General features: G+C 68.4%; 12 protein-coding genes. 4 read left to right on the top strand and 8 right to left on the bottom strand.

Annotated elements, in window-relative coordinates; translation table 11 throughout:
• Positions 1 to 2 precede the first annotated feature (2 nt).
• Positions 3 to 1,283, top strand: a complete 1,281-nt coding sequence (locus CKO43_RS04960) for a hypothetical protein (RefSeq protein WP_242481056.1) — start codon at positions 3 to 5, stop codon at positions 1,281 to 1,283.
• 6 nt (positions 1,284 to 1,289) lie between these two features.
• Here the strand turns inward: CKO43_RS04960 and CKO43_RS26200 are convergent, their stop codons facing one another.
• The 8 genes from CKO43_RS26200 to cysQ form a co-directional block, all read right to left on the bottom strand.
• Complete coding sequence (locus CKO43_RS26200) at positions 1,290 to 2,831, bottom strand: methyl-accepting chemotaxis protein (RefSeq protein WP_200230396.1); 1,542 nt, start codon at positions 2,829 to 2,831, stop codon at positions 1,290 to 1,292.
• 132 nt (positions 2,832 to 2,963) lie between these two features.
• Entirely contained in the window at positions 2,964 to 5,450 is a 2,487-nt protein-coding gene (locus CKO43_RS04950) for an HlyD family secretion protein (protein WP_200230393.1), read from the bottom strand.
• Positions 5,447 to 6,910, bottom strand: a complete 1,464-nt coding sequence (locus tag CKO43_RS04945) for an efflux transporter outer membrane subunit (RefSeq protein ID WP_200378002.1) — start codon at positions 6,908 to 6,910, stop codon at positions 5,447 to 5,449. Before CKO43_RS04945 ends, CKO43_RS04950 begins: the two co-directional genes overlap by 4 nt.
• 12 nt (positions 6,911 to 6,922) lie before the next feature.
• The gene (locus CKO43_RS04940; protein WP_200230389.1) at positions 6,923 to 7,336 is read right to left on the bottom strand and encodes a hypothetical protein; all 414 of its coding nucleotides are present in this window, start codon (positions 7,334 to 7,336) and stop codon (positions 6,923 to 6,925) included.
• A gap of 164 nt (positions 7,337 to 7,500) precedes the next feature.
• Complete coding sequence (locus CKO43_RS04935) at positions 7,501 to 8,406, bottom strand: sulfotransferase family protein (RefSeq protein ID WP_200378001.1); 906 nt, start codon at positions 8,404 to 8,406, stop codon at positions 7,501 to 7,503.
• Positions 8,407 to 9,225 (bottom strand): sulfatase-like hydrolase/transferase, encoded by an 819-nt coding sequence (locus CKO43_RS04930; protein ID WP_200230386.1) that lies wholly within the window; start codon positions 9,223 to 9,225, stop codon positions 8,407 to 8,409.
• A gap of 32 nt (positions 9,226 to 9,257) precedes the next feature.
• Complete coding sequence (locus tag CKO43_RS04925) at positions 9,258 to 10,604, bottom strand: hypothetical protein (protein ID WP_242481055.1); 1,347 nt, start codon at positions 10,602 to 10,604, stop codon at positions 9,258 to 9,260.
• A gap of 185 nt (positions 10,605 to 10,789) precedes the next feature.
• Positions 10,790 to 11,566, bottom strand: coding sequence for a 3'(2'),5'-bisphosphate nucleotidase CysQ (gene cysQ / locus CKO43_RS04920; protein ID WP_200230385.1), 777 nt, complete (start codon positions 11,564 to 11,566; stop codon positions 10,790 to 10,792).
• Positions 11,567 to 11,742: 176 nt separating this feature from the next.
• Between cysQ and cysD the strand changes: the two genes are divergently transcribed.
• From cysD to ahpC, 3 genes are all read left to right on the top strand, one after another.
• Complete coding sequence (cysD, locus tag CKO43_RS04915; RefSeq protein WP_200230384.1) at positions 11,743 to 12,654, top strand: sulfate adenylyltransferase subunit CysD; 912 nt, start codon at positions 11,743 to 11,745, stop codon at positions 12,652 to 12,654.
• A 150-nt stretch (positions 12,655 to 12,804) separates the two neighbouring features.
• On the top strand, positions 12,805 to 14,709 hold the full coding sequence (cysN, locus tag CKO43_RS04910; protein ID WP_200378000.1) for a sulfate adenylyltransferase subunit CysN: 1,905 nt from the start codon (positions 12,805 to 12,807) through the stop codon (positions 14,707 to 14,709).
• Positions 14,710 to 14,908: 199 nt separating this feature from the next.
• Positions 14,909 to 15,472: an alkyl hydroperoxide reductase subunit C gene (gene ahpC / locus CKO43_RS04905; protein WP_200377999.1), complete on the top strand. Its 564-nt coding sequence runs from the start codon at positions 14,909 to 14,911 to the stop codon at positions 15,470 to 15,472.
• The last annotated feature ends 54 nt before the right edge of the window (positions 15,473 to 15,526 follow it).

The raw sequence follows: 15,526 nt of genomic DNA, 5'->3' as shown, positions 1-15,526 counted from the left end.
GAATGCCCGCCGCACGCTCTTCACGCCTCTTGCGCAGGGGCGGCTTCACGTCCGCCTGCGCCGCCGCCCTGCTCGCCTTCGCCGGTGCCAGCCCGGCCGCCACGACCACGCTGCCCGAGGTCCAGGTGACGAAGTCGGCGATCCCCGACTACGAGTTCGATTCCGCGCGCAACGGCAAGCTGTGCTCGAGCTGCAACGGCGGCCTGGGCAACGCGCTGTTCGCCTTCACCGCGGCCGACGGCCAGCTCTGGCTGGGCAACATCGACTTCCAGACCGGCGCGTTCTACCCGCCCGACGGCCACGGTGTGCTCGTCGACACCGACACGGCGCCGGTGGCCGACTTCGGCAACGGCCCCGAATGGATGTCGGGCGCCGCGGGTTCGCGCATCGTCTACACGCGTTACCAGAGCGGCGTCGCGCACAGCGAAGCGACGGCGCAGATCGGCATCGCCACGCTGGTCAACGGCAGCTGGAGCGCGGCGGTGCTGCCGAACTCGGCCGGCCGCGCAACGCCGGACGGCTCCAAGGACGACAGCGACACCGACCCGCGCGTCAACTACATCAGCGCCGACAAGAGCGCGCTGTTCTGGCGCCGGATGTCGAACGCCGGCACCGAGGTCGCGATGCCGATCTCGGACCTGACCGGCGGCAACTCGCGCCGCTGGGTGCCGGGCACGCGCACGATCATCTTCCAGGGCCACAACCCCGCCGACCCGCAGCTCGTCGACCAGGTCTACACCTACGACACCGACAGCGGCGCCGTCGAGCAGCTGACCTTCGACACCGTCGGCAAGTACGGCGCGTTCATGTGGAAGGCGCCCGAGTACAACAACGAGTACCTGTTCTTCACGATGGCGGACTTCCGCCGCAAGATCCTCGTCTACCGCAAGATCGCAGGCACCGACGGCGTCAAGCGCTGGACCGTCATCAAGACGATCACGCCGCCGACCCAGCTGCCCTACTTCTGGTCGCCCGAGGTCTTCAGCCACAACGGCCGCTCGTACATCTTCACCGTCGTCAGCCCGTCCAACAAGTTCTGGGACAAGAGCTACCCGACGCACCTGGCGATCAGCGGCATCGACCCGCTGAAGCAGAACTTCAAGATGCTGACGAACGACACGACCAAGCCGCGTGTGCGTCTGGATCCGGAGTACTTCATCACCGCCAAGGGCCCGTTCATCTACTACAACCGGATGGTGCCGGTGACGGACACCTATCCGGACGGCGTCAACGACGGCGTCTGGTACGTGGACACCGGGCTGGGCGCGCCGCTGTCCAAGTAGCCGTCTTCAGCGCAGGCGAAAACCCCCGACGAGCCCGGTCAGCCGCCGCGCCTGCTCGCGCAGGCTGGCTGCGGCCGCGGTCGACTGCTCGACGAGCGCGGCGTTCTGCTGCGTCGACTGCTCGATCTGCACGATGGCCGCGTTGACGCCGGCGATGCTGTCGCTCTGCTCGGCGGTGGTCGCGCTGATGCCGTCGACGACCTCGCCGACACGCTGCACCGCGGCGACGATCTCGTCCATCGAGCGCCCGGCATCGCCGACGCTGCGCGTGCCCGAGTCGACCTCGCGCACCGAGTCGTCGATCAGCGCCTTGATCTCGCGCGCGGCTTCGGCCGAACGCTGAGCCAGCGAACGCACCTCGCCGGCGACGACGGCGAACCCACGGCCCTGCTCGCCCGCGCGCGCCGCTTCGACCGCAGCATTGAGCGCCAGGATGTTGGTCTGGAAGGCGATGCCGTCTATCGTGCCGATGATCTCGGCGACACGCCGGCTGCTGCTGTTGATCGCTTCCATCGAACGCACCAGGTCCCGGACCACGGTGCCGCCGTTGCTGGCGACCGTGCCCGCCGAGCGCGCCAGGCCGTCGGCGCTGCGCGCCGACTCGGCCGTCTGGCGCACCGTGCCGGTGAGCGACTGCATCGTGCTGGACGTTTCCTCCAGGCTGGAGGCGGTGCTCTCGGTGCGCGCACTCAGGTCGGCGTTGCCGGCGGCGACCTCGCTGCTGGCGACCTCGATCGACTCGGCGACCTCGTGCACCTGGCCGACCAGCGCACGCAGCGCCTGCTGCATGCGCACGATCTCGTTGCCGAGCTCGACCGTCTCGACCTTGCCCGGCTGCATCTCGATGGCCTCGGCCAGGTCACCGCCGGCGATGCGGCGGGCGGTGTTCTGCAACGCCGCCAGCGGCGCCGTGATGCCGCGCGACAGCGTCCAGCCCATGATGGCGGCCGCCACGATCGCGAGCAGCGAGATCACGGCGGTCGTCCAGCGCAGCGCGTTCGTCGCCGCCTGGACGCCGGCGCCGAGCTCGCGCTGGCGCTGGCGCTGGTAGTCCAGCACCTTGCCCGCCTGGTCGATGTACTCGGCCGTCAGCTTCTGGAACAACTGGCCCTCGGCGGCCACCTTGGCGGCGTCGCCCCGCGCGGCCAGCAAGGCCTTGCGCTGGTCGAGGTAGCGCTGGCGCACCTGGCCCATGGCCTCGATGCCGCGCAGCCCTTCCTCGGTCGTCTCGAGCTCGATGTAGCGCTTCTGGATCTCGCTGGTGCGCGCCGACACCGACTTGATCTTGTCGCGGAAGACCGCCTCCAGCGCTTCGTCGGTGGACAGGCCGATCGCCAGCGCCCGCTGCGAGTTGACGGCGATGTTCTGGTACCACTCGTTGGCCAGAGACAGGCGCTCGGCCTGGGCCTCGACCAGTTCCTGGTTCAGGCGCTCGACGCGCCCGACCTGCAGCAGCACCGCGGCGAGCACGACCAGCATCAGGGCGACGATGAGGCCGAAAGCCAGCGCCATGCGGGCACCGATACGAAGGCGGGTCAGCAATGACATGCGAAAACCGATGGCAGCTCCAGACATCAAAAATGATACCCATGACACTGTCCACCGGTCCGCGAACAAACGCACGGGCGGCCGCCGGCCGCCCGTGGCCGACGCTCCCGCGGGAGCGCCGGCTTCAGCCGATCAAGGCAGCCACGACCAGACCTGGACGTTGACGAAGCGGATCACGGCCTGGCTGAAGGCCTGCCACACCGGCATCGTGCCGGCGTCGACCTTGGAATAACCCGTCATGCCCGACTTCAGCTCGCCGCTGGTGTTGTCGACGACGGCGGTGACCTTGACGACACGGCCGATCGGCTGCGTCGTCACCTTGGTGTCGATGCGGTCGACCTTGCCTTCGAAGGTGCGGTCGTTGAAGGCGTTGGGCCGCACGCGCACGCGTGCCCCGACCTTGACGTAGCCGATCTCGCCTTCGGGCACGTCGACCTCGACCGTCATGCGGCCGCTGCTCTCGACGGTGGCAAACGGCGCCCCCTTGTCGAGCACGCTGTTCAGGCGGTCCTTCAGGTGCAGCGACAGGATGGTGCCGTCGAAGGGCATGGTCATCACGGTGCGGCCGGCGCGGCCCTCGACCTCGGCGCGCTGCTGCACCAGGGCGGCGAGCGTCGCCTCCTCGGCCGCGACACGGTCCGGCGGCGTGCCGGACTTGACCAGCGCGAGCGCGGCTTCACGCTGCGCGACCTCGCCGCGGTCGACCTCGGCTTCCTTGCGCGCGGTGTCCAGTTCCTCGAACGAGATCGTGCGTTCCTTGAACATGCGCTCCAGGCGCGGCACCCGTTCGCCGCTGAAGCGGGCACGCTGGCGCGCGGTCTCCAGGTCGCTCTGCGCGACCGCGACCTCTTCCTTGCGCGGCCGCGACTTCAGGTCGGCGATGACGGCCTTCTGCGCCGAGATGCGGGCGTCGAAGACGCTGATCTGGGCCTTCAGGTCGGTGCTGGCGACACGCGCGATGACGGCGCCCTTGGCCACGCGTTCGCCGCCGTCGTAGTTGATCTGCTCGATGACGCCGCCGACGTCGGTGGTGATGACCTGGCGCTCGGCCGGGAAGATCTCGAAGTCGCCGCCCGCGTCGTACGGATAGGGCAGGAACAGCATCAGGATGAAGGTGACGATCAGCGCCCGCTTCATGTAGTACCAGGTGCGGCTCTGCGGCGCCTCGGCACTCTGCACCGCCTCGCCGGCCTCGGCCGGCAGCGCCCGCTTGCGCCAGCGTTCGAACTGCTGCGAGCGTTCGTAGGCGCGCGTGATCATCTTGAAGCGCCGCGTCGTGCGCACCGTCAGGAACACGCCCAGGCCGACGACGACGATCAGCGCCGCACCGCCCAGGCGCATCTCCTTGAGCAGGAAGTGGCCGCTGACGTAGACGATCAGCAGCACCACCAGGTAGGCATAGATGAAGCTGGCGAGCGCGAAGGTCGCCAGCAGCGCCTGGCCGCGTTCGGTGCTGGCGCCGCCGCGCACGCGGTCGAGGAAGGCGCGGTAGGCCTTGCCGCGCAGCTGCGGTTCGTCGACGAAGGCGGCCAGCAGGTGGTAGCCGTTGCCCTTGACCAGCGGGTTGCCGCCTTCGACGAGCAGGTTCACCGCGCACAGGAAGGTCAGGCCCAGGCCGATGTTGGCCAGGCCCTCGAAACGGCCGCGGGCGTTGTACCAGACGAGCACGCCGATGCTGAACAGCAGCACGCGCGTGAGCAGCGGGCCGGCGTGCATCCACATGCGCTCGCGCCGTGCGAGCTGCATCGTGTGCCGGATCGGCACCATGAAACGCGGGAAGAAGCCGAAGCGCAGGCCCAGGCCGAAGTCGCCCAGGCTGGCGCGGAACTTCTGCGCCACCAGCGACTGCGTCACGACCACCGCCAGGTTGATCGTCACCAGGCTGAACAGCGCGTGCACCGCCAGCGTCGTCGCGCTGCGCAGCGAGGTGATGTCGCTCCAGAGGATGGACGCGTTCTTCAGCGCCAGGAACAGCGCCGCCAGCGCCAGCAGCGGCAGCAGGTAGATCGCGTACTTCAGCGGCTCGACGATGGGCAGCAGCGCCGCGGCGACCGGCTGCATCGCGAAGAACTTGAACAGCTGGCGCGTCTGCCGCGGGTCCAGGCTGTCGGCTTCGTTGATGCCGGCCGGCAGCACCGCGTCCTCGGGCAGCTCGTCGGGCGCGCCGGGTGTCGGCGGGCCCGCCGGCGCCGGCGCCGGTGCGCCGGGGCGCGGCGCCTGGTTCGCCAGCTTGACGGCCAGCTCCTCGAAGGACTTGGGCTTGATCAGGCCCTGCTCCAGCGCGTAGCCCTGGCGCGTGAACGGCTTGAGCAGCGGGTGTTTGGCGGCCTCGTCGTCGAGCAGCTTCTGGTCGGCGAGCTGGGCGAAGAAGGTCATCACCTCGTGTTCGCTGATCTCGCGGCCGAAGCGGTCGGCAAACACCGACAGCAGCTTCTCGGCGGTCTCGCAGCCGGGCAGCACCTCGAGCACGAAGAACTGCCACTGCTCCAGGTCGTGCGTCTTGTCGGCGAGCTTGTCGCGCAGCACGTAGCTCGTCTTGTCGCCCCGGACGATGCGGAAGGCCTGGAGGCGGCGCGGCAGGTAGGCGGGCAGCGCCACCAGCTTGGTTTGGTCACTCATCGGGGGCTCGTCGTCGATTGGGCGGTGGAGGCGGTGGTGGCGGTGACGGCCGGCAGCGACCAGCCACCGCCCAGGGCCTTGTAGAGGGAGACCAGCGCGTCGGCACGGGCGTAGCGCGTCTGGTTCTGCAGCTGCAGGCCCGAGGCGAGCGAACGCTCGGCGTCGAGCACGTCGAAGTAGTCGTCGCGGCCCAGTTCGTAGCGCCGCAGCGCGACGTCGCGCTGGCGCTGCAGAACGGCGATGTTCTCGTCGCGCAGCAGCAGCTGGCCCTCGGTCTTCTGGCGCTTGACGAGGGCGTCCTGCACCTCGTGCAGCGCGAGCTGCACCGACTTCAGGAACTCGACGGCCGCCTGGCGCTGCAGCGCCTCGGCTTCACGCACCTGGCCGCTCAGGCGGCCGCTGCTGAACACCGGGCCGAAGAAGTGCAGGCCGAAGCTGCCGAAGTTGGAGGTCAGCTGGTCGAGCTTGCCGAGTTCGTTGCTGGCGAAGCCCGAGCTGCTGGTCAGCGAGATCGTCGGATAGAACTGCGCCTTGGCGATGCCGATGCGGGCGTTGGCCGAAACCAGCTCCTGCTCGCGCTCGCGCAGGTCGGGCCGCTGCGCGATCAGGTCCGCCGGCAGGCCGGCGGGCACCACCGGCAGCCGCAGCGCGTCGAGCCGGGCGCGGGGCACGGGCCCCGGGTTGCGGCCGGCCAGCGCGCCAAGCGCGTTCTCCATCGCCGCGATCTCGGCTTCCTTGGCCGGGATCTCGGCACCGCGCTGCTGCCACACCGAGCGCGCGTGCAGCACCGGCAGCTCGGAGCTGCCGCCGCTGTCGAAACGCGACTGCGCCAGCGCCACCGTGTCGGCCTCGACCTGGACCGAACGCTTGAGCAGCTCCAGTTCCATGTCCAGCGACAGCAGCCGCAGATAGCCGGCCGCGGCCTTGGCGACCGTCGCCATCTCGAGCGCGCGCCGCCCTTCCTGGCCGGCCATCAGGTTGGCGAACGCCGACTCGTCGGAGCGGCGCAGCTTGCCCCACAGGTCCAGCTCCCAGGAGATGCCGCCGGAGATCGTGTAGTTGTTGTCGACCGGCTGGGTGCCGCGGTTCAGCGGCGACTGGCGGTTCTCGCTCAGCGTGTCGCGCGTGCGCTGGCCTTCGTAGGCGACCTGCGGGCCCTGCTCGGAGCGCGCCACCTGCAGGAAGGCGTCGAGCTGCTCGACGCGGTGCGCGGCGATGCGCAGGTCGGGGTTGTTCGCCAGCACGTCGTGCACCAGCGCATCGAGCTGCGGGTCGCCGAAGGCGGACCACCAGGCGGTGTCGAGCACCGCGGTCTCGGCCGGCTGCGGCGCCGACGCGGCGACGGCATAGGCCGGCGGCAGGTCGAGCGCCGGGCGGCGGTAGTCGGGGCCGGTGGTGCAGCCGGCCAGGGCCAGCGCCACGAAGGCGGCGAGCGCGACGGGAGTTCGTTTGGAATGCATGGGGCGGGGGCTCTAGTCGCGCGGGCTGCGCTCGAGGATGTCGAGCGCCAGCGCCTCGATCTCGCGCACGCGCAGCAGCCGCGTCTGCAGCTCCAGCAGCATCGCCTCGAACCAGCGGACCTGGTATTCGAGCTGGCGGCGCTCCTCGACGATGTCTTCGATCGGCGCGTTCGCCGGCGGCTGGCCGTGCTCGTCGAAGAGGATCTTGATGGACTCGGCGACCTGGCGGTTGCCGTTGATGTAGTGGACCTGCTTCTCGACGAACTTCTTGGCCTTGCGGGCCTTGAACTCGCGCAGCAGCGCATCGCGCAGGCCACGCTGCGCCGGCGACAGCCGGCTCAGGTCGGGGTGCGTCGTCACCGGGCTGCCGTCGATAGGCCCGAGCTTGGGGCGCTCGCCCAGCGGTGGGTTGTCGGAATCACTCATTTCGAGTTCAAGTATTCGATGCACGGTTGCCCGCGGGCAGCGTGCCGCCATCGACGCTGGAATCGACGCGATCAAGCTTCCCGCCACGGATCCGGCTCTGCCGGTCCGCCGGCGGACGGCCCCCTTGGGGGGTAGCGAGCGAAAGCGAGCTTGGGGGCCTCATGTCAATAACCGAACTCGCGGGCGAGCTCGACCACCTCGGGCTTGAGGCCCAGGCCGTCCTCGCGCCAGGGCACCGGCTTGTCCAGCGGCGGCACCTTCACCTTGTGCGGGCGGAAGGTGGGGCCGGAGAGGAAGTTCGGGTCGTTGCCGAACATCGCGTCCAGCGGCCCGAAGCAGGCGAAGGGCGAGCGCTCGGGATGCATCATCTCGCCCAGCGCATCGGCGTCGTCGCGTATGCCCAGCCAGCGGCAGATCATGCCGAGGAACTTCGGCGGGTCGTTCATCACGTCCTCGCCGCGGATGCGCATCTGGCGCTCGGCGGGAATGGTGTCGAGGAAGTTCAGGATGTTGATGTTCAGGTCGTACCAGGCGAACTGCGGCTCGACGATGGCGCGGTCCTCGAGGAAGTCGATCGAGTTGACGAAGAGCGCGAAGGTGCCCTCGTACAAGCTCATCACCGACTTGCACTGCCCCACCGGATGGCGCGTCAGGTGCAGGTAGCGCGCGTCGGGGAAGGCTTCGCGGATGCGCAGCAGGCGCTGGATGTCCACCGTGTAGGCCGGGCTCTTCTCGACCGCGATCAGCGGGTCGATCTTGTCGACCAGTTCGCGGTAGATCTCGCCCGAGGTCAGGTTCTGGCGCGCCGCGCACCAGTGGGTGGCCATGCGCACGCTGTCCATCGTCTGCTCGCCGCCGTAGATCTCGGCGACGGCACGCAGCAGGCCGTGGCGTGTCTTGGCCTCGCTGCCCATCTCGTCGGTGGTGCGCACCCACAGGTCGACGAGCCGCTCGACGTTGAACAGGCACAGCTCGGGCAGGCCGAAGCACTGCGGATGCTGGCCCAGCATCGCGTTCATCAGCGAGGTGTAGGACCGCGGCGGCGCCAGCAGGAACAGGGGTGCGGCCATTCAGCCCAGCCGTCCCTCGACGAACGGAACCTCGAAGCACTTCTCGTGCATGATCGGCCCGTGGCCGAAGTAGCCGTCTTCGCCGAAGAGCTCGCCGTGGTCGGCGGTGACGATGAAGTGGGTGTTGGCCGGGGCCATGTCCATGATGCGGCCGATCAGCGCGTCGCAGTACTCGATGCACTTGATCTGCTGCAGCCGCAGCATCTCCATCTGGCCGGGCTCGAAGCCGCGCTGGCCCTGGGTCGCCTCGGCGACCGCGTCCATGCCCTTCAACGCGCCGTGCAGCCCCGAGATATGCGGCAGGTCGGCGCCCGACAGCATGTACGGGTAGTGCGTCTCGCCGACGTTCATGAAGTAGTAGTGCGGCTCGTCCTCGGGGAACTCCATCTCCGCGACCATGCCCTTGAAGTCGTTGTGATTGGGCATGAGCTTGTACTCGTCGAAGTCGCGGCTGAGCAGCGTGCTCTTGTTGAGCACCGGCATCGAGACCTTGGCCACGGTGCGGTAGCCGAGCTTGCGCAGCACCTTGGGCAGCGACAGGTCGGGCAGGAACTCCTTGAACGCGATGTCGGCGCAGCCGGTGCGCTCGCGCCACTGCGCGAACTCGTCCTTGTAGACCTCGGACGCGAAGATCTCCTTCGGGCTGGTGTGCGGCAGCATGCCCATCGCGAAGGTGTGGTGCGAGGGCGCCGTCCAGGACGCGTAGGAATAACGTTTCTGCGCCGCGCCGAGGCGGTCGGCGTTGGGCGTTTTCGCGGCGACGAAACTGTCGTAGCGGCAGCTGTCGAGCACGATGAAGACGATGTGGTTCAGGCTCATCCTGGTTCCTTGGCTTGCGTTGGTGCGCGCGCTCAGGGCAGCGCGATCTGCAGCAGGCCGCTGAGGTTGGTCACGCTGCCGGAGACCAGCGGTGCACCACCGACGATCAGCAGCGGGTAGTTCTGGAGCACCCAGACGGGCGAGCCGACGTACTGGGTCGTCAGTTCGGTGTAGAAAAAGGCGTTGGGCTGCTGCGTGGCGGAGGAGCTCAGCACGCCCTGGTCGGTGAGCGAGGTGCTGTTGACGGTGTAGGTGCCGGCGTCGGAGTCCAGCGTGATCGCCACCCAGTCGGTGCTGCCGGACAGCAGCCCAGTGCCCTGGTAGCTACCGGAGATGAAGCTCGCCTGGCCATCCTGCAGGCCGGCCAACCACTGCAGCCGGCTGTCGGCCAGCGTGCTGGCGCCCACGGACAGCAGCACTTTCGATTCGCCCGCATAGGCGATGCGGAAGACGAAGCCCGGGGCACCGGCGGTCGTCGCCACCGCGGTGAAGACGCCGTCGCTGACCGTCAGCGTGTAGCTCTTCAGGTAGCCGCTGCCGCAGGACGTCGCGTACAGCACCTCGTTGTCGTTCTCGCAGATCTGCAGCGTGTTGCCGGACACGCGTGCCGTCGCCGGGTGCGTGGTCGCGCCGCTGCCGTCGCTGGCGACGCGGCGGAACATCAGGTTGTAGTTGCCGGCGGCACCCGTGGTCGAGGTCAGGAAGCTGCGCGCCGCGATATAGGGCGTGAGCGTGCCGTTGAAGGCGTGCGAGCCGACGACGATCCCGTCGGCGGTGCGCAGGCGCTCGCTGCCGCTGCCGACGAGGTAGTTGCCGCTGTCGGCATCGAGCGTGAACGTGCGGCTGTCGGTGACACCGGTGCCGGTCATCGTGTAGCTGCCGGCGTCGAAGTCGACCACCATCTCGTAGCCACGGCCGTCGGCGGCGTAGACCTGGTAGGTGGCGGTGTCGGCGCTGACCGCGGTGGTCGTCGCGCTGGCGCTGTTGTCGCTCGAGTCGGCTTCGTCCGGGTTGGTCGCGACGGCCGTGGCGACGACGGCGCCGCGCGTGGCCGCCGGGATCGTCACCGTGTACTTGAAGATCAGCTGGCGCTGCGCCGGCAGGCTGTCGATCGTCGAGGTCGCGGCCAGCGTCGTCGGGCAGACCGCGGAACTGGCCGTGGTGCAGGTGACCGTCGGGTCGCCGGTCTCGGCGCCGCTCAGCGCCCAGGCGAGCGTGAAGGCCTTGGATGCGACCTGCGCGCTGTTCAGCACGACGACGGTGAATGTGACCGCCTCGCCCGCCGGCGAGCTCGCCTGCACCGTTTGGGTGATCGTGATGTTGGCCTGCTCGCGCGTTTCGCTCGCGCTGCGACCACCGCCGCAGGCAGCGAGCGCCATGGCGACGGCAAAGACCAGCCCTCTCGCGGACCAGGCCGCGATTTTCCCAACGCTCATACGCATTCGTAAGACTCTTATGACAACCGTGAACGCATTGTTAGCGACCACACGCATTGCGGAAACAGACCAACTGCACGCAAACCTCATGCAAGTGCGGGACCATCCCCCGCGACCACGGGGGTTTTTCAGGCCTGCGCCGAAGCGAAGAAGTGCGGGTTGTCGAAACCGGGCTTGCCGTAACGCAATGGCGCGCCGGCAACCGTGTGGACGGCACCCCCGGCAGCGGCCAGCACCGCATGGCCCGCGGCGATGTCCCACTCCATCGTGCGTCCGAGGCGCGGATAGAGGTCGGCCTCACCGGCCGCCACCAGGCACAGCTTGAGCGAGGAGCCGGCGTTGGCCAGCGCCGCGACCTTGCGCCCGGCGAGGAAGGCGTCGAGCGCTGCGGCGTCGCCGTGCGAGCGGCTGGCGACGACGGTCAGGCCCTCAGTCGGCACCTCGCGGCAGCGGATGGCGCGCACCACGCCGGCCTGCTCGACGCGCGCGCCCTGCCCGCGGGCACCGGCGAACAGGCGGTCCAGCGCGGGTGCGAAGACCACGCCCAGCACCGGCTCGCCGCGGTGCACCAAGGCGATATTCACGGTGAACTCGCCGTTGCGGCTGATGAACTCCTTGGTGCCGTCGAGCGGGTCGACGAGCCAGAACCAGTCACCGACCTGGGGCACCGCGCCACCGGCGACGGCCTCCTCGGCGACCACCGGCACCTCGGGCGCAAGCGCGGCCAGCGCCGGCACGATCAGCTTCTCGGCACGCTCGTCGGCCTCGGTCACAGGCGACGAATCGCTTTTGTCGCGCACCGAAAAATCGGTCGCGTAAATCTCCATGATCAATGCACCAGCACGGCGCGCAATGGCCACCACGTCGTTCAGAAAGCTGTCGTCGGCCACTCGGTCTTCGGTCATTTCAGGTCCTCCTGCCGCCGACTTTAGCTTTGCAATAACCGATTACGGCTGACGCCGCAGGCCCCACACCCCCCGCGAGCGGTGGGGCGGGCAGGCCCCGGATCATTGGGGGATACTCACGGCCCGCGGCACATACCTTGCTGCGACGCAGCACGCGAACACCCACGAAGACGCCTATGCCAGCACCGATCAGCCTCACCCATTTGCAGCGCCTGGAGGCCGAGAGCATCCACATCCTGCGCGAAGTCGTTGCCGAGGCCGACAAGCCGGTGATGCTGTATTCGATCGGCAAGGACAGCGCGGTGATGCTGCACCTGGCGCGCAAGGCGTTTTATCCCGCGCCGCCGCCGTTTCCGCTGCTGCACGTGGACACGACCTGGAAGTTCCGCGACATGTACACGCTGCGCGAACGCATGGCGCGCGAACTCGGCATGGAGCTCATCGTCTATCACAACCCCGAGGCGATGGAGCGCGGCATCAACCCGTTCGACCACGGCTCGCAGATCCACACCGACATGTGGAAGACGCAGGGTTTGAAGCAGGCGCTGGACCTGCACGGCTTCGACGCCGCGTTCGGCGGCGCCCGCCGCGACGAGGAGAAGAGCCGCGCCAAGGAACGCATCTTCTCGTTCCGCACCGCGCAGCACCGCTGGGACCCGAAGAACCAGCGCCCCGAACTCTGGCACCTCTACAACGGCCGCAAGCACAAGGGCGAGTCGATCCGCGTGTTCCCGATCTCGAACTGGACCGAGCTCGACATCTGGCAGTACATCCAGCTCGAGAACATCCCGATCGTGCCGCTGTACTTCGCCGCGGAGCGCCCGGTGGTCGAACGCGACGGCACGCTGATCATGGTCGACGACGAGCGCATGCGCCTGAAGCCCGGCGAGCAGCCGATGATGAAGAAGGTGCGCTTTCGCACGCTGGGCTGCTACCCGCTGTCGGGTGCGGTCGAGTCCGAGGCCGAGACGCTGGTCGACATCATTCAGGAGATGCTGCTCACGCGCACCAGCGAACGCCAGGGCCGCATGATCGACCACGACAGCGCCGCGTCGATGGAAAAGAAGAAGCAAGAGGGGTACTTTTAGCCCCCAGGCTCCCTCCGGTCGCCACCCCCCGAGGGGGCTCTGGCAGCGGCCCGGCAGAGCCGGATCCGCGCCAGCGGCTTGATTGCCCGCCTCGCCACGTTTCCAAGCGCTCGCTGACTGCGGGCGCACTGCCTCAAACGGAAGTTTTCGATGGCCCACGTTTCCGACCTGATCGCCAGCGACATCGAGCAATACCTCGCGCTGCACGAGAAGAAGAGCCTGCTGCGCTTCATCACCTGCGGCTCGGTCGACGACGGCAAGAGCACCGTCATCGGCCGCCTGCTGTACGAGTCGAAGATGCTGTTCGAGGACCAGCTCGCGGCGATCGAAGCCGACTCCAAGAAGTGGGGCACGCAAGGCGGCGACATCGACTTCGCGCTGCTCGTCGACGGCCTGGCCGCCGAGCGTGAACAAGGCATCACGATCGACGTCGCCTACCGCTTCTTCAGCACCGACCGGCGCAAGTTCATCGTCGCCGACACGCCGGGGCACGAGCAGTACACGCGCAACATGATCACCGGCGCGTCCACCGCCGACGTCGCGGTGATCCTGATCGACGCTCGCAAGGGCGTGCTGACGCAGACGCGCCGCCACAGCTTCCTGGTCTCGCTGATCGGCATCCGCAAGGTGGTGCTGGCGATCAACAAGATGGATCTGGTGGACTACTCGCAGCAGGTCTACAACCGCATCGACGAGGAATACCGCGCCTTCGCCAAGCAGATCGGCCTGTCCGACATCACGACGATCCCGCTGTCGGCGCTGCGCGGCGACAACATGACCGAGGCCAGCGCGCAGACCGCCTGGTACCACGGCCCGACGCTGATGGGTTTCCTCGAGACCTGCGAGATCGACGAGACGCGGCTGCAGGCCGGCCCGCTGCGCCTGCCGGTGCAGTGGGTCAACCGCCCCAACCTCGACTTCCGCGGCTTCTGCGGCCTGGTCACCAGCGGCAGCGTGCGCCCCGGCGACCGCGTGCGCGTGCAGCCCTCGGGCCGCGAGAGCACGGTCGCACGCATCGTCGCCTACGGCGGCGACTTGGCCGTCGCCGTCGCCGGCCAGTCGGTGACGCTGACGCTGGCCGACGAGGTGGACATCTCGCGCGGCGACGTGATCTCGTCGGCCGAAGCTCCGGCCGAGGTCGCCGACCAGTTCGAGTGCTCGATCGTCTGGATGGCCGACGAGCCGCTGCTGCCCGGCCGCCCCTACCTGCTCAAGCTGGGCACACGCACCGTCAGCGCCACCGTCACCGAGCCCAAGTACAAGGTCAACGTCAACACGATGGAGCATCTGGCTGCCAAGCAGCTGGAGCTGAACGAGATCGGCGTCTGCAACATCGCGCTCGACCGCGCCGTGCCCTTCGACGCCTACCAGGCGAACCGCGACACCGGCGGCTTCATCCTGATCGACCGGCTGACGAACAACACCGTCGGCGCCGGCACGCTGCACTTCGCGCTGCGCCGCGCGCACAACATCCACCTGCAGCATGTCGACATCGACAAGGCCGCACGCTCGCTGCAGAAGGGCCAGAAGCCCGCGGTGCTGTGGTTCACCGGGCTGTCGGGCGCGGGCAAGTCGACGATCGCCAACCTGGTCGAGAAGCGCCTGCACGCGATGGGCCGCCACTCCTACCTGCTCGACGGCGACAACGTGCGCCACGGCCTGAACAAGGACCTGGGCTTCACCGAGGCCGACCGGGTCGAGAACGTGCGCCGTGTCGGCGAGGTCGCGCGCCTGATGGTCGACGCCGGCCTGATCGTGCTGACGGCCTTCATCTCGCCGTTCCGCGCCGAACGCCGCCTGGCGCGCTCGCTGGTCGCCGAGGGCGAGTTCATCGAGGTCCACATCGACACGCCGCTGGACGTGGCCGAAGGCCGCGACGTCAAAGGCCTGTACAAGAAGGCGCGCCGCGGCGAGCTGCGCAACTTCACCGGCATCGATTCGCCCTACGAGCCGCCCGAGAATCCCGAACTTCGCATCGACACCACCGAGCTGACTGCGGAACGTGCGGCCGACCGTGTCATCGAACTGCTGCGTTCGCGCGGTCTCATAGGCTGAAGTTCCCCTTCGGGGCCAGCCGCGCGCGCCTCCCGGGCCCGCGCGGCTTTTTCATTCCGGGGCCGCAATAGCCGGGTTCAATGGCCTTGATTGAATCAATCGACTGCCAACATCGCCGCCGGCCGCTACAGTTTCCTGGTCGCGTTCTCCTTCACACCGCGTCTCTCTCACCGACCACCAAACAGAGGAGTTTTTGCCCATGTCGCTGATCAACACCCAAGTCAAGCCGTTCAAGGCCGCCGCGTACCAGACCGGCAAGTTCTTCGACGTCACCGAAGAATCGCTGAAGGGCAAGTGGAGCGTCGTGGTCTTCTACCCGGCCGACTTCACCTTCGTCTGCCCGACCGAACTCGAAGACCTGGCCGACCACTACGCCGAGTTCCAGAAGCTGGGCGTCGAGGTCTACGGCGTGTCCACCGACACCCACTTCGCGCACAAGGCCTGGGCCGAAACCTCGCCGGCGATCCAGAAGGTCAAGTACCCGCTGATCGGCGACCCGACCGGCACGCTGACGCGCAACTTCGACGTCATGATCGAAGAAGAAGGCCTGGCGCTGCGCGGCACCTTCGTCATCAACCCCGACGGCCAGATCAAGCTCTGCGAAATCCACGACAACGGCATCGGCCGTGACGCCAGCGAACTGCTGCGCAAGGTCAAGGCGGCCCAGTACGTGGCCTCGCACCCGGGCCAGGTCTGCCCCGCCAAGTGGCAGGAAGGCGCCGCGACGCTGACCCCGTCGCTGGACCTCGTCGGCAAGATCTAAGCGCCGCACGGCACCCCGGCACGCCGTACGCGGCCGTGCCCCACGGACGCCCGG

The organism is Rubrivivax gelatinosus, from assembly GCF_016583785.1.
In the GTDB taxonomy this organism is placed as follows: domain Bacteria; phylum Pseudomonadota; class Gammaproteobacteria; order Burkholderiales; family Burkholderiaceae_C; genus Rubrivivax; species Rubrivivax gelatinosus_B.
Note: the sequence above shows the minus strand (reverse complement) of the source record. Positions and strands in the feature narration are given on the sequence as shown.